This window comes from Coprococcus intestinihominis, assembly GCF_040096555.1.
GTDB classification, from domain to species: domain Bacteria; phylum Bacillota; class Clostridia; order Lachnospirales; family Lachnospiraceae; genus Coprococcus_A; species Coprococcus_A intestinihominis.
Genome location: NZ_JBBMEK010000033.1, coordinates 1 through 19,446 on the forward strand (window position 1 = coordinate 1; position 19,446 = coordinate 19,446).

Below are 19,446 nucleotides of genomic sequence, written 5' to 3' on the forward strand. Positions count from 1 at the left end.
ACAAGGTCTTTAATCCATTTTAATGATGTTCTCATAATCTATTTTCCTCCTGCTGCTTAGAACTGTTTCAGAAATCTGATGTCATTTTCATAGAGATGATGCATGTCATCAATTTCGTATTTGAGCATGGCGATACGCTCAAGGCCGACACCGAATGCAAAGCCCTGATATTCTTCAGGATCAATGCCGCACATTTCAAATACATGCGGATGCACCATACCGCAGCCAAGGATTTCAATCCAGCCTTCACCTTTACACATTCTGCAGCCTTTGCCACCGCATTTGAAGCATGTGACATCCATTTCGGCACTTGGTTCTGTGAATGGGAAATGATGCGGTCTGAACTTGACCTTTGTATCTTCGCCGAAAAGCTGTTTCGCAAATTCAGCCAGTGTGCCTTTCAGATCGGCAAATGTGACATTCTTGTCAACGACAAGGCCTTCAATCTGGTGGAAGTTCGGTGAATGCGTAGCATCCAGTTCATCGGCACGGAATACACGGCCCGGTGCGATCATACGGATCGGCAGCGGCTGAGTTTCCATGGTATGGATCTGTGTACCGGATGTCTGTGTACGAAGCAGCAGATCCTTGGTGATGTAGAATGTATCCTGTTCATCTTTGGCAGGATGATTGGCAGGAATGTTCAAAGCCTCAAAGTTGTAGTAGTCAAACTCAATTTCAGGTCCTTCTACAACTTCATAACCCATACCTGTAAAGATACGTTCAACTTCTTCCTGGGCAATGCTGTTTGGGTGGCGGTGACCCAGATGGTTCTTCTTTGCCGGAAGTGTAACATCGATGACTTCGGATTTGAGCTGAAGTTCTCTGGCTTTTGCAGCAAGATCTTTCTTCATCGTATCAAGAGAATTCTCGATTTCCTGACGGGCTTCATTGACCATCTGGCCGAATGCCGGACGTTCTTCAGGCGGGATATCTCTCATGGATTTCATAATGGCTGTCAGTTCGCCTTTTTTACCTAAAAAGGAAACACGGATATCATTCAGTGCATCCATACCACCGGCAGCTTTGATCTGGGCGATGGCTTCATTTCTAATTTTTTGCAGTCTGTCCTTCATTGTACGACTCGTATGAAAAAATCATACGCTCCTTTCTTTGACTAATCTTATTTTGACTGTGGATGTGGTTTGCAGGCAGGTATGTATTCGCGCGCAAAAGTGCATAAAAAAAGCCCCTTTATGAAAAAATAAAGGGACGAATTCATTCCGCGGTACCACCCTGCTTCCCCGTTCAAATCGAAGTTGTTCAAAAATGATATATAACGGGACACTTGGAGATGCTTAACGGGCATCGGCGATATCTCCTACTTGGTATATGGTTCAGAGATACAGCTCCTGTGGGAAATTCAGTCATCATCAGAACTTGAGGCAGCTTTCAGCCAATGGCTTCCTCTCTCTGTAAGGAAATGATAACCTGATACAGATATGCATATACTATACATGATCTGCAGCACATTCACAGCTTTTGTTCATGTTTTATTTTAACATATTCAAAAAGCTTGTCAATAGGTCATCTTCACAGTTGTTAATTTTTGTAATCTATGATAAGATGAAGCCATGTGACGTTTTAACGAGGGGGGAATCTATGCATTCAATTTTGCGTTGGGTCAAGGGATTTTTGAAGAAAAATACAGAAGATCATCTGGGAGCTTATGCTTCACAGGCGGCCTTTTTTATTGTGCTTTCTGCATTTCCATTCTGTATTTTTTTGCTGACTCTTCTGCGGTATTCACCGTTGACCTATGAAGATCTGTTGAATATTCTCCAGATGTTATCGCCGAAGATGGCCAATGATGTCATTCGCTTGGTTATGAAGGAAGTTTATGAGCAGTCTACGATTGCGATTACATCGTTTACGATCATCTTTGTTCTCTGGTCGGCAGGACGAGGGATTTTGTCTATTACCAGGGGAATTAACGAGATTTATCATATCAATGAAACACGAAATTATTTTTATATCCGTTTCATTTCAGCAGTTTATACATTGTGGCTGGCTGTAGCATTGATCGTGACCCTCGGTCTTCTGGTATTTGGCAATGTTCTTTATCGCAAGGTGATTAAACTTCTGCCGGTGCTGCATGAGTTTGCTGCCTTTGTCATCAGTATCCGTATGTTGATCATTTTCGGACTGCTGACGATGTTTTTCATCTTTGTTTACAAGGTGCTGCCGAATAAGAAGACACCGCTGCTGTATGTGCTGCCGGGAGCAATATCCTGCTCCATCGGATGGATGATCACTTCCAGCATTTTTGCTATTTATTTCAATTATTCCCATAGTTTTATCTATATGTACGGCAGTCTGGCGGGCATCATGATGATCATGCTCTGGCTGTACACCTGTATGTATCAGCTTTTCCTGGGGGCAGAACTCAACAATCTGCTGCATCCCGAATCTATTTCAGGGGACACAGCAGAAGACATTTTTAAATATTAGGGCATTCATCGGAACCCGTCTGCAGGTTCCTTTGATGCTTCATTCGAGGGTATTGACATTTTCTATGTTGATACCCTCGAAAAAGTATGTCAGAATTTCTCTATAATCATATCCCTTTTCTGCCAGTGTGTCGGCACCATTCTGGCTTAGACCGGCTCCGTGGCCGAAGCCACCGCCATAAATTTTATAGCCGGTGATTTGTTCTCCATCATTGATTTCTTCAAGAAAAAAATATCCGCTTGGCAGCAGAGACATGCCGTTTCTGGTACTTTTGTCCTGTAGAATAACGGCTGTATCCGAGGACGGGACAAGCAGACATCGGATATTGTATTCACCGCTGACAGTCAATTCCTGATTTCTGCCGGTCAGTTTTATTTTCTGCAGCACCCCGCTTTCGGCTCGTTTGACAATTTTGATCTGCGAAATGTCATCCGGGTCAATGGTGCCATCTGAAGACAAAACCGTGAAACGTTTGGGATCTGCGGACATTCTCTTTGCAAAGGATTCGGCAATATTGGATCGGATGTGTGCCATAGAAAGCTCCGTTTGCCATCGAAACCAGGGATCAGATGATTCAAGATAAGTATTTTCTGCCGGTTGAAAGATAAAGTTTCTGAAAGCTTCTTCTGAGGAAAGTGCAGGTATTCCCGGAGGCTCTGTTTCCAGACGTTCTGTCATATGGGTATCCAGTGAGGCTGTATCCGGATAACCCCATATATCATCACTGCTTGAGAGACTCCCGCATGAAGAGGAAAAATATTTGGCGGTTACGATCTTCTGCCGGCTGGATAGAACTTCGCAGGCAGTGGCATCAACAGCCAGATCTGTCTGAGTATCTGTTCCCTGATTCATATAGACCTGGCAGGATGTGCTGTCATTCAGGTCAGCAAAATCATATTTAGGGTTTTTCACAGCAGACAGAGCATAACTTCGTGCACAGACAGCCTGTGCCTTTAATGCTTCTAAATGATAGGAAGCCGGCATTTCGGAAGGTACGACACCTTTTAAATAGGTTTCTGTCGGAAGAATATTGATCAGAAAGAGCGCGTCTTTTGAACGCATAATCTGCAGCCGGCCACTGTAGGAAGGATTGCCGCAGCTTCTGTTAATGCTGAGAATGGTCATGCAGTGATGATTTTCAGGAACAGCTTCAGCTGTTTCGCCATCCTCCGAAAAATCATCTGCATTCAGTTCGACAACTTCATCCGCCGGATATTGAATGACCTTGTTATGAAAAGTCAGTTGCCATGCAGCATCAGAAGTCATCCGAAGGTTTTTATGTGCCTCGGATGAGAAGTCATCATTCATAATACAGACCCGGATGTCAGGAGCAGATGCTGCAGGAAGGGGGTCATTCTGAGAAAATGATTCGGAGGGGGCTTCTGCGGCCTTTGTGTTGTCCGTGTCAACAGATGTAGAAGCTGTGATGATTTCTGCCTGCTGATGATCGGCAGGAACGGCCATTAACAGCTGATCCTGATAAATATAGGCAGTAACGGTTTGGTCAAGATATTTTTCGAGAGCAAGTCCTTCACAGCTGTATATGCCGCTGTCAGTTTTTACCTGCCATCTGTCCAATGTATCAGATGCAGATGGAACAGCCAGAATCTTTTGTTCTTTTTTTATTAGTTTTATATCTATGTCCTGTTCTGCGAGTAACCGGTCAAAAAATTGCAGCCATTTTTCAAGCGGCATAGGCTTCCGTTTTTGAAATACAGGAATTGAAAGCGAAATGTCAAAAAAATCAGCAATATTTGAGGCCTCCTCCCATGTCAGGTAATCAATAGGATGAAATAGATCACCGTCTTTTTTCATGATGCCCTCTGCCAGAACTGTCGTGATTTCATCGGCATACCATAAAGTGCTGTCAACATCAATAAGCGGTTCGACACTCTTTGCCCTGTCCTTATTCATGTCACATACGGTCCATGCCAGCATGCGTGCCGTTTGGGCACGTGTAATACCTTCTGTAAAAGATTGTCTGTGACTCTGTCGGTAAAATAAAAAAAGAGTCATCGCTGCCAGAAGCAGGATGACCGGTTGGATTCTTTTCATACGGGTCTCCTGTCCTTGATTGCGGTATCAAACACTATTAATCTATGTTCAGGAAGACCGGATTATGATAAATATTTGGAAGATACCAGGGTCAAAAGGTCAGAAAGCCGATGCATATCGATAACGCTATTCCCCGGAAAAATGCGAAAAAAAAGAAACCTCCAAAGTGCCGATGCCCGCATTTTTGACTCCTAGCCTTAAGCCAGGTGGGTAACCTGGTCCACTTTTCTGTCTTCCGCTGCCATTGCGGGCGGCCTGACATATTGTGGAACACGCAGTTTCCCAGTCAAAAAAATGTAGGTTCAAAATTGCGAACTGTCGCACACCCCAGATAAGTTTCTTCATGAGTGTATTATACATGATTCATTTCGTTATTTCAAGAGGAAATTCAAGTCAAAGCCTATTGTCAAATAAAAGGGGTTGACGTTATAATAAAGACGGTAAGAAAAGAGGTAATGGATTTATGTTAAAAAAATTTGTACGAACAATGGCTTATATCGGCGGCATCGTGACAGGATTTTATTTATTTGCAAGTGCGCCCGGTATTCATAAAAAGAAGAAATGGCAACATCTTACCGGATGGGATTATGCGCATCGCGGTTTATATGACAATGAGCACGGCATCCCGGAGAATTCCATGGCGGCATTTCGTCGGGCAGTGGATAAGGGCTATGGCATTGAACTGGATGTTCATTTGACGGCGGATAACCAGCTGGTAGTCTTTCATGATGATACATTAACAAGGATGTGCGGAATGAATAAAAAGATTTCGAGCTTTTTATATTCGGATCTGATGCAGCTGCGTCTTCTTGGTACTGAGGAAGGTATTCCGCTTTTCAAAGATGTTCTTGAGTTGATAGATGGCAAAGTGCCGTTGATTATTGAATTGAAGGTAGACGGAAGCAATCAGAATCTGCTTTGCCCGCTGGTCTGGCAGCTGTTGTCCAGGTATAAGGGGGATTACTGTATAGAGTCCTTCCATCCTTTTGTTCTCCAGTGGTTTAAACGTCATGAGCCGCAGGTGGTACGCGGCCAGTTATCCTGCAATTTCTTCAAGGAAAATCCTCATTGTGATATCGTGCTTTTCTTGATGTCGAATCTGATGACGAATTTTTTTACACATCCGGACTTTATTGCCTATAAATATCTTGATCTTGACAATCCGGCGGTTATCTATAACCGGAAGCTGTTCCATATTATGACGGTTGTCTGGACGATACCAGGCAAACCAACCTATGATCGGTTCAAGAACAAAGTTGATGTCATGATATTTGAGGGCTTCGAACCCTAAAGAGTCGATTGAATTTCAGAAGGGGCTTCAGAAATAAATAAGAGCTTCGCATCCTGTTAATGCGAAGCTCTATTTGTTTACTGGATACCCAGGAATTTTTTGACTGTGGCTTCCATTTCGGTCTTATCGCATACGGTTGTATGGCGAACAGGTGCTGTACGAATCTCTGTAACAGCTGCAGGTTCAGCAACATTGGAAACGGCTGTAAGCTGATCAACCAATTCAAATTCAGAATACTGGCTGACATCACCTTTGATAGCTGTCATGACGCTGCGGGCAAACTTAAATGGACTTGCAGTGGAAGCAATAACGGTTGGTGTTGTATCATGGGTCTCAGTCACGTACTTCTTGTATACAGAAGCAGCTACTGCAGTATGGGTATCGATGACATAACCTGTTTTGGCATACAGATCATGGATGACCTTTGCTGTCTCCTCTTCTGTTGCATAATTACCATAGAAATCTTTGAGATTCTCACGCATTGCAGGTGTGATACCATAAACACCGGTTTCTGATAAAGACTTCATCAGCTGATTATCTTTGGCAGCATCCTGACCGGCAATCTGATAGATCAGACGCTCAAGGTTGCTTGAAATAAGAATATCCATGGATGGAGAGGTTGTAACGTGGAATTCTCTGTTGCGGTCATAAGTACCTGTGGCAAAGAAGTCATAAAGAACTTTGTTGGTATTGGATGCGCAAATCAGTTTGGCAATCGGAACTCCCATATTCTTTGCATAGTAAGCGGCAAGAATATTGCCGAAGTTGCCTGTTGGGACATCAACATTGATCGGATCGCCGTTTTTGATCTCGCCATTATGTACCAGTGCCGCATAGGCATAAACATAATAAACAATCTGCGGAACAAGTCTTCCGATGTTGATGGAGTTGGCGGATGAGAACTGATAGCCGGCAGCGTTCAATTCCCTGTTCAGTGTTTCACAGCCAAACATCTTCTTCACACCTGTCTGAGCATCATCAAAATTGCCGTGAATACCGACAACAAATGTATTATCACCCTTCTGTGTCACCATCTGTTTCTCCTGAACAGGGCTGACACCATCCTTTGGATAGAATACAATAATCTTTGTGCCGGGAACATCTGCAAAACCTGTCAGTGCGGCTTTGCCTGTATCACCGGATGTTGCTGTCAGAATAACAATTTCGTTCTTGACATTGTTCTTGCGTGCAGCAGTTGTCATCAGATAAGGAAGAATGGATAATGCCATATCTTTGAAAGCGATGGTCTTTCCATGGAAAAGTTCAAGATAATAGGCGTCGTCAGCCTTGACTAACGGTGCGATAACTTCTGTATCGAACTTCTGATCATATGCACTGTTGATGCAGTGTTTCAATTCTTCTTCTGTGAAATCAGTAAGGAAAAGCTTCATGACTTCATAAGCCACTTCCTGGTAACTCATATCTGCTAATCGATCAATGGATACGTCCAATTTCGGAAAAGATGTCGGAACAAAAAGACCGCCGTCTTCGGCAAGTCCCTTTAAAATTGCATAGGATGCAGTTACAGTTTTATCAGCACTTCGGGTGCTTTTATATAATAATTCCATATTTCCTCCTTTTGCCCGCTTACAAATGTCTTCTTTGGGCACACATTCAGTCTCTTTTGCGAATTATAACATATCCATATTCCGGTGACAATATGAAAAATGTATTTTTGGCGGTGCCGATCCACTTTTTTGCGATAATGTGGTATACTGATGACGGAAGGAGGTGCCTCTGATGCATCAATTTTATTCATTATGCTCACAGATCATCGGTGGCATTGTTGTATGTCTGCTGATTATTTCTTTTTCTGTGACATTGACGTTGAATTTCAGACCGCTTTATTATGCAGATATACAGAATCTGCACATAACGGAATTATCAGGCAGGGAAGAAAAAGACATCCGCAGCAATTACGATGCGCTGATTGATTATAACAGTCTGTTCAATCACCAGCCGCTGAAGTTTCCAACCTGTGCAATGTCCGAATCAGGCAGAATTCATTTTGAGGAAGTTAAGAAAATATTTGATTTCTTTGGGTGGCTTTTTGTAGGAACTTTGCTGTTGACGGCTGCTGCAGCTTTCTATTTTATCAAAAAGCATGCGTGGCTCTGGCTTCGTATTGCAGGAATACTCTGTATTGCTCTGCCGGCTTTTCTTGGTCTCATGGTTGCTGTCAATTGGGATTATGTCTTTGTTACTTTTCATCAGCTTGTATTTAATAATGATTATTGGTTATTTGACTCTTCCACGGATCCGATTATTGATATTTTGCCGGATGGATATTTTATGCATTGTGCCATCATGATTTTTGCTCTTGTCTTTGTCGGTAGTTTTTTATGTTTTATATTTTCTCATTTATTAAAACGACGTTCCGGTTGAATTTCAGAAAGTATATATGGTATAATAAGAGTACCAAGAAGGAAGGTATCTACTACTTAGAGGGGATAGGTGAAACATATGAGTGATAAGAAGGTTATTATTACATTAGGACGTGAATGCGGCAGCGGCGGTCATGAAATCGGTGAGAAGCTGTCGAAGAAGCTTGGTATTGCATTCTACGACAAGAATCTGATTGAGCTGGCAGCGAAACACAGTGGTTTGGATCTGAATGTATTAGGAGCAACGGATGAGAAGGCACCGAGTCCTTTTATTTCACCATATGCACCGACGATTGCGGATCAGCTGTACAGGGCGCAGAGCGATGTGATCCGTGATCTTTCAGAGAAGGAATCCTTTGTTATTGTTGGACGCTGTTCAAACAGTGTACTGGAAGATAGAGAAGATGTCCTGAATGTTTTTGTTTATGCACCGCTGAGAAACCGTGTCCATCGTGTCATGGAAAGGTATTTAATCGATTCTGAAGATAAGGCCCGCAAGGAAGTGCTGCGGACAGATAAGATCCGTCGTACATATTATCAGTACTATTCAGAATACCGTTGGGGCGAACACGAGAGCTATGATCTTATGATTGACAGTTCTGTATTTGGCATTGATGGTACCGTTGATGTGATTGTGGATGCGATCAATAGAAAGTTCAGATAGACATTCCGAAGGAAATTCCGTCGAAGTGAATAAGTTTATATGACAAAGAGGCTGCTTTTGGCAGCCCCTTTTTAGGTTTTAGTTCCTTGGATAATAAAGTAAAGTGCATGATTAATAGATGCGGAATATCAGTCTGATGGTCATTAGTACAAAGCAGACAATCGCAACAATCAGTGCAGTCAGTCTGCGCAGATGTTTTCCTTTGAACAGCTCTGAACCTGAAATGTCAATCTTTTTGTTGGATACCAGATTGATAATATGCTCAATATTCATCAGCAAGATAACGACAATACATATAAGGGAAGCAATCCATAATGCAAAAATAAGAATGCCCTCCAGATTGTTTTTCTCTGCTGTAGATTTGACAGATAACACTTTATTAAATGTACTGCAGGTAAGCGTTGGTCCGTCAGCTGCGGCATCTTCAAAGGTATTGTTCTCGGTAAAGGCAGCTTTGAATCCTTTTGAATAACTTAACTTGTAGTGAATACCATTTTTGATCTGGGATCCCTTGAGAAATCCGGACAGATTCAGCGTATCCTCATAGGTACAGTGGATATTCCATGGATTCTTATGCTTCTCGGTACCGCCGGTAAACAGAGAATTTGTCAGCTCACCACTGTTGCTCTTATTATCGTCAGATATATCAGATTCCCCGAGAACAGCCCGGGTCATTTTGGTCAGTTCATCTGCCGATTCTGCTGAAAGGACAATACTGTAGTTCGTATTGCTCAGTACATTTTCTGTATTGACAGTCATCTGGTCCGGCCATTGCTCCGCAGCAGTATTTAAGCGGTCTTCAATACTGCTGCCGATTAGATTGACGGCATCGGATGAAAGGTGAAATTCAAAGGTACGTTGGATGTTCGTATCGCTGTGGATGTCAGTTGTAATATCTACTTCATCAATATCGACGGCAAATCCCAGCACGGTTGTCACTTCATCTGCGGATGCGACTGTCATGGTTATTTCACAGGTATTGCTGCTGTAGGTGGATGATTCATCTTTCAGATAACCATAGGTGCTGCTGCAGCTTTCAACAGTGTATTCCGGAGATACATCCAGAATATAGGACATGGTTGTCTCATCAGCTGTAAAATCCAGAAAATAACTGCCGTCATAATACTGTTTGATGGATTTCTTGGCAGAAAGGGACTCGGTATCTCCTTCTGTGGACACTTCAAAGACGGTATTATTGGTGTGCAGCGCTTTATTGACATTGGTAATGTAATCCTGAAGGGTGGCGGATTCAAAGGAGATCGTGTAAGTTCTGGAACTGTCACCATTCTGATAAGTCATGGAAGCATTGTCTGGTACAAGGCCATCCATCAATGTCTTTAATTGGGTTCCGAGGGCGGCAACGACTTTGTTGCTGACGACATAGGTAATTCTGGCATCAATGGACTGATCATCTGACAACTGAGCGGCAACGGAAACATTGTCAAAGGCATTGGACTTGATGGTAGAGATCTTGATATAGTCCTGCATTTCCATTGTTTCTCCGTTGAAAACAACTTCTGTTTTGCCGAGCTGGAAAATATCCTGGATGTTTTTGCCTTCCATAGCAGGGTATTCCTTGCTGATGGCATCCGCCAGCCAGTAAAACAGATCCATAGATGTGAAATTCTCTTCTATTGTATAGCCGTTTTTCAAAATAGAATGCGAATAATCAAAGTTGATGACAGGGGTGATGGCTGAATCCGTTGTGTTGCCGTTGCAGATGGTTTCGATCTTCTTCTGATATTCATTCCTTGAAGCAAAGTCGATGATCATCTGAATACGAACGCCGCCGTCTTCATTCTCGGTGGCTGTACAGTACATATCACCCGGTGTATACTGATTGATCATGTCTTCAAGCGCTGTCAGACTGCCGCCGAATGCATACTTGTATGCGGCGGCGGGAATATCTGCTGTCATCTCACGGCTGCCGTTGAAGGTCGTATCCACAGTCAGTGTTGTATTGATATCAATGTGACTGAGTTTTCCTGAACAGCCTGCCAGCATCAGTACAAGTAATGCACTGATGATAAAAAGAAATCGTTTCACTATTTTCACAGTTTCTATCACTCCTCTTCCACTGTGCAGGGGCCCGGTTACATTTTGCCAGCAAGGACAGATTTGTTGTGGATCAGATAATCAATCAATGAGATCACGGTCAGTGCCAGCGACAGATAAATCATGATCTGCTCGATCATATGAACGGCTGCTCCGCCAAAATTCGGGATCATGAAAATGATCGTGATCATTGTGACGGCCGTTTTATATTTGCCCCATATACCGGCTGCAATGACTATACCGTCTTCAGCAGCAACAAGACGGAAGCCGCTGATAATAAATTCTCTGGCAATGATAATAAGAACAACCCATGTCGGCATACGATGCATATCCACAAAACAGATCAGTGCAGAGCAGACAAGCAGTTTATCTGCCAAGGGATCCATAAACTTGCCGAAATTGGTGATCAGATTATACTTTCGGGCTATCTTGCCGTCAAGCATATCCGTCAGGCTGGCAACGATAAATATAATCAAGGCAATATAAGGCGAAAATGAACCAATCCAGTCTGCACCAAGCAGAAAGAATACAAAGAAAGGAACAAGGATAACTCTTAAAACAGTCAGTTTATTCGGTAAATTCATAAATCACATCTCCTACCAGATCGTAATCCTGTGCATCTGTTATCTTAACTTTGACAATATCGCCGGAGATCATATCTTCTTCAGCATGAACAAAAACGTAACCATCCACATCAGGTGCATCTCTGTAAGTACGTCCGATATAGACATCCTCCTCCGGCAGACGTCCTTCGATCAGGACATCCACTGTCTTTCCGACCATTTCTTCGGATTTATCAAAGGCAATGGCCTGCTGAGCCATCATCAATGCATCACGGCGTGTCTCTTTGACAGCTTCATCAATTTGATCCGGCATCTGAGCGGCCGGTGTCCCTTCTTCTTCTGAATAAGTAAATACACCGAGGCGATCAAAACGCATATCTTTGACGAACTGCAGCACTTCCTGATGATCTGCTTCTGTTTCGCCCGGGAAACCGGCGATCAGCGTTGTTCGGAGGGCAATATCAGGGATTTCTTCTCTTAATCGTCCGATAATGCTTCTGAGTTCAGCCTGTGTTGTCCGTCTTCCCATCCGCTTTAAGACAGCATCACTGCCATGCTGGATCGGAAGATCAAGATAATGACAGATCTTCGGTTCCTCTTTGATGACCTGAATGAGTTCTTCATTAATCTCTTCAGGATAACAGTAGAGGACACGGATCCAGGAAAGACCTTCAATACGGCAGAGCCTTTTGAGGAGTTCCGGGAGCATTTTCTGTCCGTTGTAAAGATCTGTGCCGTAAACGGTTGTCTCCTGGGCAACGATATTCAACTCCTTAACACCTTGGGCAGCCAGGGATTCGGCCTGTTTGATCAAATAATCCATAGAATGACTGCGGTAGGAACCACGAAGCTTTGGGATAATACAGTAAGTACAGTGCTTGTCACAGCCTTCGGCAATCTTCAGGTAACTGCTGTATCCGCCGGTTGTCATGATACGCTGAACATCCACTTCCGGCATGGCCTGAAGATCATCAAACTGTTTGACTTTCTGACCTTCTAAGACTTCAGCAACAACCTCTGCGATATGCTGGTAGCTGGTTGTACCAATTACAGCATCTACTTCTTCAATCTCTGTCATGATCTCGTCTTTATAGCGTTCTGCCATGCATCCGGTGACAATCAGTGCCTTACATCTGCAGCTGTGTTTCATTTCAGCCATTTCAAGGATGGTCTGGATACTCTCCTCCTTGGCGTCATGGATGAAGCTGCATGTATTGACAACGATGATGTCTGCTTCTATTTCATCGTCCACCAGTGTAAAGCCGTGCGCCCGAAGAATGCCAAGCATGACTTCGGAATCCACAAGGTTTTTATCACAGCCCAGGGAAACAAAAAAGATTGTCAGGTTATTGGAATTTGTATTACTCATAAATATTATCTCTCCGTTTTCTGGAGGCGTACAGCCTCTACACAATTATACATCAGCATGGCGATGGTCATTGGTCCCACACCGCCCGGTACAGGTGTAATAGCGCTGACAAGATCCATGACATCATCACGGTCTACATCACCGCAGAGTTTGTTCTGTTCATTCCGGTGAATACCTACGTCAATAACAACCGCACCTTCTTTAATATAATCGCGGTTGAAGAATTTCGGCTTGCCGATAGCAGCAACAAGAATATCTGCACGTTTGCAGACTTCCTTTAAGTCCTTTGTGTGGGAATGACAGATGGTTACTGTTGCATTTTCACGAAGGAGAAGAATGGCCATCGGTTTACCGACGATATTGCTTCTGCCCACAACAACACATTCTTTGCCGTCGATATCGATATTGCTGCGTTTAAGAAGCTGAATAATGCCGGCCGGTGTACAGGAGACAAAACCGTCTTCACCTGTGACAAGGGCACCTACATTGCGTGGATGGAAGCCGTCAACATCCTTTAACGGGTGAATAGCCTCGATAATGTGTTTCTCGTTGATATGAGCCGGTACAGGCAGTTGAACAAGGATACCATTGACATCCTTTCTGTTGTTGAGCTCATCGATCAATGTCAATAATTCCATTTCTGTTGTACTCTCAGGCAATTCGTATGCCAGGGAGCGGATACCGATATAAGCACAGGCTTTCTTCTTGTTGCCGACATAGACAGAGGAAGCAGGATCGTTTCCAACCTGGATCACTGCCAATGTCACTTCTGTGCCTTTTTTCTTCATTTCTGCGATTTCGGTTTTTAATTCATCTTTTATCTGGGAGGAGATTTTCTTCCCGTCAATCAAAAAAGCCATTTTACCAAACCTCCAGAGTATTTATTTTAAAAGGGGATACCTGTTTTTCAGGTATCCCCTTTACTATATCACATAAAAAATTACTATACAAGCTGTCAACTTTCTTAAATTTGTTCCTGTGCGGTTGTATATCTGCTTAGAATAAGCCTGTGATAACACCGTCTGTGGTGACATCAATACCCTCAGCAGCCGGTTTCTTCGGTAAGCCAGGCATTGTCATAATAGCGCCTGTAATGGCAACGACAAATCCTGCACCTGCAGATACATAAACTTCACGGATATTGACATTGAAGTTTTCAGGTCTTCCCAGAAGCTTAGGATCATCGGATAATGAATACTGATTCTTCGCCATGCAGACAGGCACATCGCCAAATCCCATTTCTGTAATTTTCTTCAGTGCTTTTTCTGCAGCAGGTGCATAAGTAACGGTTGCTGCACCGTAAATCTCTTTGGCAACTGTTTCGATCTTCTCTTTCAGAGACAGGCTGTTCTCATAAAGTACTTCAAAATGACTCTCCTTATGCTCAAGGGTATCGAGTACCTTCTCAGCCAATGCGATGCCGCCCTTGCCGCCTTTCTCCCAGACTTCGGAAAGTGCAAATTCACAGCCTCTTTCTTCACAGAAGTTCTTGACGAAATGAATCTCCTCTTCAGAATCTGTGATGAAAGCGTTCAATGTAACGACAATCGGAACGCCGTATTTCTGAAGGTTCTCAATATGCTTCTCAAGGTTGACAATACCTTTCTTCAGTGCTTCAAGATTTGGTACGGATGTCTCTGTCTTCGGAACGCCGCCGTTGTATTTCAAGGCACGAACTGTAGCAACCAGGACAACAGCATCCGGTTTCAGACCAGCCATACGACATTTGATATCGAAGAATTTCTCAGCACCGAGATCAGCACCAAAACCGGCTTCTGTTACAACGATATCTGCCATCTTAAGGGCAAGCTTTGTTGCACGCACACTATTGCAGCCATGAGCGATATTGGCAAATGGTCCGCCGTGGACGATGGCCGGTGTATGTTCCAGGGTCTGGATCAGATTCGGCTTCAACGCATCCTTCAGGAGTGCTGCCATAGCACCAACCGCATTCAGATCTCCGGCTGTAACAGGTTCGCCGGCACGGTTGTAAGCAACAATAATCTTTGCCAGACGGTGCTTCAGATCTTCCATATCATCTGCCAGGCAAAGAATAGCCATGATCTCAGAGGCAACCGTGATGACAAAGTGATCTTCACGTACAACCCCATCCATCTTGTTGCCAAGGCCGACAACAACATTTCTGAGAACACGATCATTCATATCGAGACATCGTTTCCAGATAATCTGTCTGGTATCGATATCCAGTGCATTGCCCTGTTGGATGTGATTGTCCATCATTGCTGCCAGAAGATTGTTGGCAGATGTAATGGCATGAAAATCACCTGTAAAATGCAGGTTCAGGTCTTCCATTGGTACAACCTGTGCGTAACCGCCGCCGGCAGCACCGCCTTTAATGCCGAAGCAAGGGCCGAGAGAAGGCTCTCTTAAGGCAATAATAGCTTTTTTGCCAAGCTGACCAAATGCTTCACCCAGACCGACAGTGGTTGTTGTTTTACCTTCGCCGGCCGGAGTCGGATTGATTGCAGTGACAAGCACAAGCTTGCCATTTGGATTGGATTGAACTTTCTTTAAATATTCATCTGAAAATTTTGCTTTATACTTACCGTATAATTCAAGGTCGTCTTCTTCCACACCGATAGATGCAGCGACATCTTTGATCGGGAGCATGGCTGCTTCCTGTGCAATTTCAATATCTGTTTTCATTCTAACTCCTCCTGCGTATTAAAAGTGAACGTTGTTCAAATCTTGTACCATGATGAGGAAGACCTCACCATGGTATCTTTCTCGATAGTACCATGATTCTTATAATAAGTATATTTAAAATTACTTATAGAATCTATTAGTAATACTTCTTACATGGCTTTTTGTTGAAAAAAAACTATTGATTGCCATTGAGATAAGTTTCAAATTCCTCCATCGTCATCTTGATCTGACGCGGTTTGGTGCCAATTTCAGGCCCAACAACACCGGCTTCACAGAGCTGGTCCATAATACGGGCAGCACGGTTAAAACCAATCTTGTAGACACGCTGCAGCATGCCGATGGACGCCTTATCTTTTTCAATGATGAAACGGCCGGCTTCTTCAAAATAAACATCTTTGTCACTGCCTGATGCGCCGGAAGGACTGCTGATGGCAGCTGTCTCTATGCTCTTTTTAATCGTCTCACTGTATACAGGTTGACTGGTAAGATGGGCACGGATAAAATCAGTGACACGCGCAATCTCATTTTCAGAAACAAAGGCACCCTGAACGCGGACCGGTTTCTGCAGGCCCTGTGGATAGAACAGCATGTCTCCGTTTCCCAGCAGCTTCTCAGCACCGTTCATGTCAAGAATAGTGCGTGAATCGACACCGGAGGATACGGAGAAAGCGATACGTGACGGTACGTTGGCTTTGATCAGGCCGGTAATAACATTAACAGATGGACGCTGTGTGGCAATAATCAGATGAATACCTGCTGCACGGGCCAGCTGGGCCAGTCGGCAGATGGCATCTTCAACTTCGGATTGAGCGACCATCATCAGGTCTGCCAGCTCGTCGATGATAATGATAATTTGCGGCATCTTCTTGTGCTGTTCACTTTCGTATGGGAGATTCTCCACACGGGCATTATAACTCTTCAAGTCTTTGGCACCGATTTCGGCAAATTTATTGTAGCGGTCCATCATAGTATTTACTGCCCAGTTCAGGGAACCGGCGGCTTTCTTCGGATCCGTAACAACAGGGATCAACAGATGCGGGAGACCATTATAAACATTCAATTCCACCACTTTCGGGTCGATCATGATCATCTTGACCTCATTCGGATCGGCCCTGAAGAGAATGCTCATAATGATCGTATTGATACAGACGGATTTACCGGAACCCGTTGCACCAGCGATCAGCAAATGCGGCATCTTTTCAATATCAGCAACAACCGTCTGGCCGCCGATATCTTTGCCCACGGCAAAAGCCAGTTTGGACTTTGCCTGCTTACACTTGTCGGACTCAAGAAGATCACGCAGATGCACCATTTCCTTGTGGGTATTAGGAACTTCAATACCGACGGCTGCTTTGCCTGGGATTGGTGCCTCAATTCGGATATCTGCAACTGCCAGATTCAGCTTGATATCATCAGACAGACTGACAATACGGCTGACTTTCACACCCTGATCCGGTTGGAGTTCATATCTGGTAACTGCCGGACCGCAACTAACATTGGTTACCTGGACACCTACACCAAAACTTTCAAATGTCTGCTGAAGCTTCAGCGCAGTCTGTTTCAGGGATGCGGCTGTCTGTTGATTGCCGCTGCCTTTTCCCTGATCAAGAAGATCCAGTGGCGGGAATTCGTATTTTTCAATCTCCTCTTCTACAATTTCAAGGGGTTCATCAGAACCGGAAGCTGTATCCTCTACAGTTCCTTTCGCAGTTGTATGATGCGAAGGGGATGAAGTGCGGGCGGCTGTCGGTGATACAGCTGTCTGCTGTTCGGCCTGTGCAGCCGGAGAAACGTCCTCAGGTTGCATGTCCGCCACTTCTGTATTGATGTTTCCTGTTGTTTCAGGAATCTCGGACAGAATCTTGGAGATATCGATAAATGTATCGTCTGTATTAACCGGTGTTTCCTCCGGCAATCCTTCTATTTCCAACTCCAGATCATCAGGAGACAAAATAGTTCTGGCAATGACCGGCTTGCCTTTTGGCTTTTTGTCTTCGACAGTCTCAGTCTCCGGTTCTGATTCCGCTTCGGATGGGATATCCCGGCTCAGGTTGGACATGATATCTGATATGGAAGCAGAAGGTGCCTTTACAGAAGATTTGCCGGAAACGTGTCCGGTCATAAATTCAGGAATCTGAATATGCAACGGCTGGACAGACTGTCCCTGATCAAAACTATCAAGGGACGGCTGTTTGGAATCGTCAGAAATGACCGCTGTCTCAGCGGATGTAGCTGACTCTTCGGTATAAGTCTGCAAAACGGTTTCTGATGAAGATGCCGGTGCAGGATCCTTGGACTTGACATTTTCCTTTTTCCTTGACGGGATAATGATATTGGCTGCCTTTTTCTTAGGCTGTATGGAAACGGTTTCTTCATCAATATTTTCATATGCTTCATCCTCAGGCAGGCTGTCTTCTTCAGCTGCCTTCGCTTCCATACGGGCAAGACGTTCGCGGGCCCGTTTCTCACGCCATGCGTTGAAGTGCTGTCCCATATCGGTCATCATATGTCCGATTAAAGTGCCCAGGCGGATAAAAATCCGTTTGCCGGTAATCAATACACCGGAAACCAGCATCAGACATACAAGAATAACGGTAGATCCGGCACGTCCAAAGGCATTGAAAAGAACCCAGCTCAGACTGAACCCGATCAGACCGCCGCCGTTGTGAGCAGCAGCTGAATTGAGAAAACCATCCAGTACAGAGGCTGTGCCGTCAAAAGAACTATCAGCCAGTGCCATCAATGCCATGATCATAATCAGGAAAACAGTGGCTGCTGTCAATTTAATCCGTGCAAGACGACTGCCGCGGTTGGATATGTGAAAGGCGCTGCCGATAAAAAGAAGAAAAGGAAGCGCATAAGCAACAAATCCGAAAAGGCCAAAAAAGAGATAGGCCGCTTTGTCTCCGACTCTTCCGCCAAGGCCAAACACGCTGAGTAAGATGAGAATTGAAACTGCAAGGATAATGATCAATTTGATCTCATCCCCCACAGGTTCTGTATATTCACTGACTTGCATGCGCGATACCTTTGTATTGGCAGATTTCCCGGATGTGTTCCGCTTCTTTCCGGCGGATGATTTCCTTGTTGTAGTTGTTTTTCTGGTCGATGCAGTACGGCGTTTGACTTCACTGCTCTGCTTTCCCGCCATCTAATCACTCCTTTATAAAATCAGTAAAAAAAATATTCAGTCAAATTGCAGTTTGAAATAGTGCTCTGGAAAATAAATGCGAAATATCAATGACCTTTGATATTCCGCATTATCAGAATCTTATTATCTTAATGTAAATCAGCCTTTTACGAAATAGGCAATAATGGCAATGATACCTACGACTGCACAGTAATAAGCAAAATACTGGAACTTATTGGAACGTACAATATAGATCATCAGCTTGATACATATGTAACCAACAACACCGGCAACGATCATACCAATAAAATAGTAAGCAATTGAACCGACGGCAACTGCAGCAGCATCAAAATGTCTCAGCTCCAGAATGTTGGCACCCAAAATTGCAGGAAGTGAAGCCAGGAATGAATACTTAACAGCGTAAGCACGGTCGAAACCAAGCATCAGACAGGCTGTAATAGTTGTTCCGGAACGGGAAAGACCAGGAAATGTTGCAAAACCCTGAGCAACACCAATAACAGCGGCGTTCGCATAAGTCGTCTTCTTCACTTTCTTGTGGCCGCTTGGACGTGTGTCGGAAATCAGAAGAAGAATGGCTGTGATCACAAGACAGATACCCGGAACAAGTAATGTCTGTGAAGCTCTTTCGATCAGAGAGCTGAAAGCCACACCCATAATGCCTGTTGGAATCGTCGTAATGAGAATCAGTACAACAAACTTCTTGTAAGCACTGTTGATCAGACGGCGATAAGCGGTATACTCTCCATTCTTCTTGTTGCTGATCCATGTCTTGAAATTGGCAATAATGTCAAATAAC

The 19,446-nt window shown here is 44.0% G+C and carries 14 protein-coding genes and 1 other RNA gene; 4 read left to right on the forward strand and 11 right to left on the reverse strand.

All coding sequences use genetic code 11. From position 1 onward, the window contains the following. Positions 1-56: 56 nt before the first annotated feature. Complete coding sequence (gene pheS, locus WMO25_RS04375) at positions 57-1,076, reverse strand: phenylalanine--tRNA ligase subunit alpha (RefSeq protein WP_015514280.1); 1,020 nt, start codon at positions 1,074-1,076, stop codon at positions 57-59. A gap of 526 nt (positions 1,077-1,602) precedes the next feature. Between pheS and WMO25_RS04380 the strand changes: the two genes are divergently transcribed. After that, entirely contained in the window at positions 1,603-2,451 is an 849-nt protein-coding gene (locus WMO25_RS04380) for a YihY/virulence factor BrkB family protein (protein ID WP_349084267.1), read from the forward strand. Between the two features lie 39 nt (positions 2,452-2,490). Here WMO25_RS04380 and WMO25_RS04385 read toward each other — a convergent pair whose 3' ends face one another. Together WMO25_RS04385 and ssrS are read right to left on the reverse strand one after the other, a co-directional pair. Further along, the gene (locus WMO25_RS04385; RefSeq protein WP_349084269.1) at positions 2,491-4,506 is read right to left on the reverse strand and encodes a SpoIID/LytB domain-containing protein; all 2,016 of its coding nucleotides are present in this window, start codon (positions 4,504-4,506) and stop codon (positions 2,491-2,493) included. A 154-nt stretch (positions 4,507-4,660) separates the two neighbouring features. Continuing rightward, positions 4,661-4,843, reverse strand: a non-coding RNA gene (gene ssrS, locus WMO25_RS04390) — 6S RNA. Between the two features lie 126 nt (positions 4,844-4,969). Between ssrS and WMO25_RS04395 the strand changes: the two genes are divergently transcribed. After that, positions 4,970-5,797: a glycerophosphodiester phosphodiesterase gene (locus WMO25_RS04395; protein ID WP_215689303.1), complete on the forward strand. Its 828-nt coding sequence runs from the start codon at positions 4,970-4,972 to the stop codon at positions 5,795-5,797. Positions 5,798-5,874: 77 nt separating this feature from the next. Here the strand turns inward: WMO25_RS04395 and thrC are convergent, their stop codons facing one another. Further along, on the reverse strand, positions 5,875-7,365 hold the full coding sequence (thrC, locus tag WMO25_RS04400; protein WP_227081182.1) for a threonine synthase: 1,491 nt from the start codon (positions 7,363-7,365) through the stop codon (positions 5,875-5,877). A 172-nt stretch (positions 7,366-7,537) separates the two neighbouring features. Here thrC and WMO25_RS04405 point away from each other — a divergent pair, with 172 nt between their 5' ends. After that, positions 7,538-8,182, forward strand: a complete 645-nt coding sequence (locus WMO25_RS04405) for a TIGR01906 family membrane protein (protein WP_227081183.1) — start codon at positions 7,538-7,540, stop codon at positions 8,180-8,182. 78 nt (positions 8,183-8,260) lie between these two features. Continuing rightward, complete coding sequence (locus tag WMO25_RS04410) at positions 8,261-8,845, forward strand: cytidylate kinase-like family protein (protein WP_349084270.1); 585 nt, start codon at positions 8,261-8,263, stop codon at positions 8,843-8,845. Positions 8,846-8,956: 111 nt separating this feature from the next. Here the strand turns inward: WMO25_RS04410 and WMO25_RS04415 are convergent, their stop codons facing one another. From WMO25_RS04415 to WMO25_RS04445, 7 genes are all read right to left on the reverse strand, one after another. Then, a complete protein-coding gene (locus tag WMO25_RS04415) occupies positions 8,957-10,900 on the reverse strand; it encodes a hypothetical protein (protein WP_349084271.1) in 1,944 nt (647 codons plus the stop codon). 38 nt (positions 10,901-10,938) lie between these two features. Continuing rightward, positions 10,939-11,484 (reverse strand): CDP-diacylglycerol--glycerol-3-phosphate 3-phosphatidyltransferase, encoded by a 546-nt coding sequence (gene pgsA, locus WMO25_RS04420; RefSeq protein ID WP_349084272.1) that lies wholly within the window; start codon positions 11,482-11,484, stop codon positions 10,939-10,941. Then, a complete protein-coding gene (gene rimO, locus WMO25_RS04425; protein ID WP_227081275.1) occupies positions 11,468-12,808 on the reverse strand; it encodes a 30S ribosomal protein S12 methylthiotransferase RimO in 1,341 nt (446 codons plus the stop codon). Before rimO ends, pgsA begins: the two co-directional genes overlap by 17 nt. A 29-nt stretch (positions 12,809-12,837) precedes the next feature. Continuing rightward, positions 12,838-13,692, reverse strand: a complete 855-nt coding sequence (gene folD, locus WMO25_RS04430; RefSeq protein WP_117526956.1) for a bifunctional methylenetetrahydrofolate dehydrogenase/methenyltetrahydrofolate cyclohydrolase FolD — start codon at positions 13,690-13,692, stop codon at positions 12,838-12,840. A gap of 136 nt (positions 13,693-13,828) precedes the next feature. Then, the gene (locus WMO25_RS04435) at positions 13,829-15,499 is read right to left on the reverse strand and encodes a formate--tetrahydrofolate ligase (protein WP_349084273.1); all 1,671 of its coding nucleotides are present in this window, start codon (positions 15,497-15,499) and stop codon (positions 13,829-13,831) included. A gap of 175 nt (positions 15,500-15,674) precedes the next feature. Beyond that, positions 15,675-18,650, reverse strand: a complete 2,976-nt coding sequence (locus WMO25_RS04440; protein WP_349084274.1) for a DNA translocase FtsK — start codon at positions 18,648-18,650, stop codon at positions 15,675-15,677. Positions 18,651-18,788: 138 nt separating this feature from the next. After that, positions 18,789-19,446: undecaprenyl-diphosphate phosphatase (locus WMO25_RS04445; protein ID WP_349084275.1), on the reverse strand; the 658-nt coding region annotated here is incomplete at its 5' end.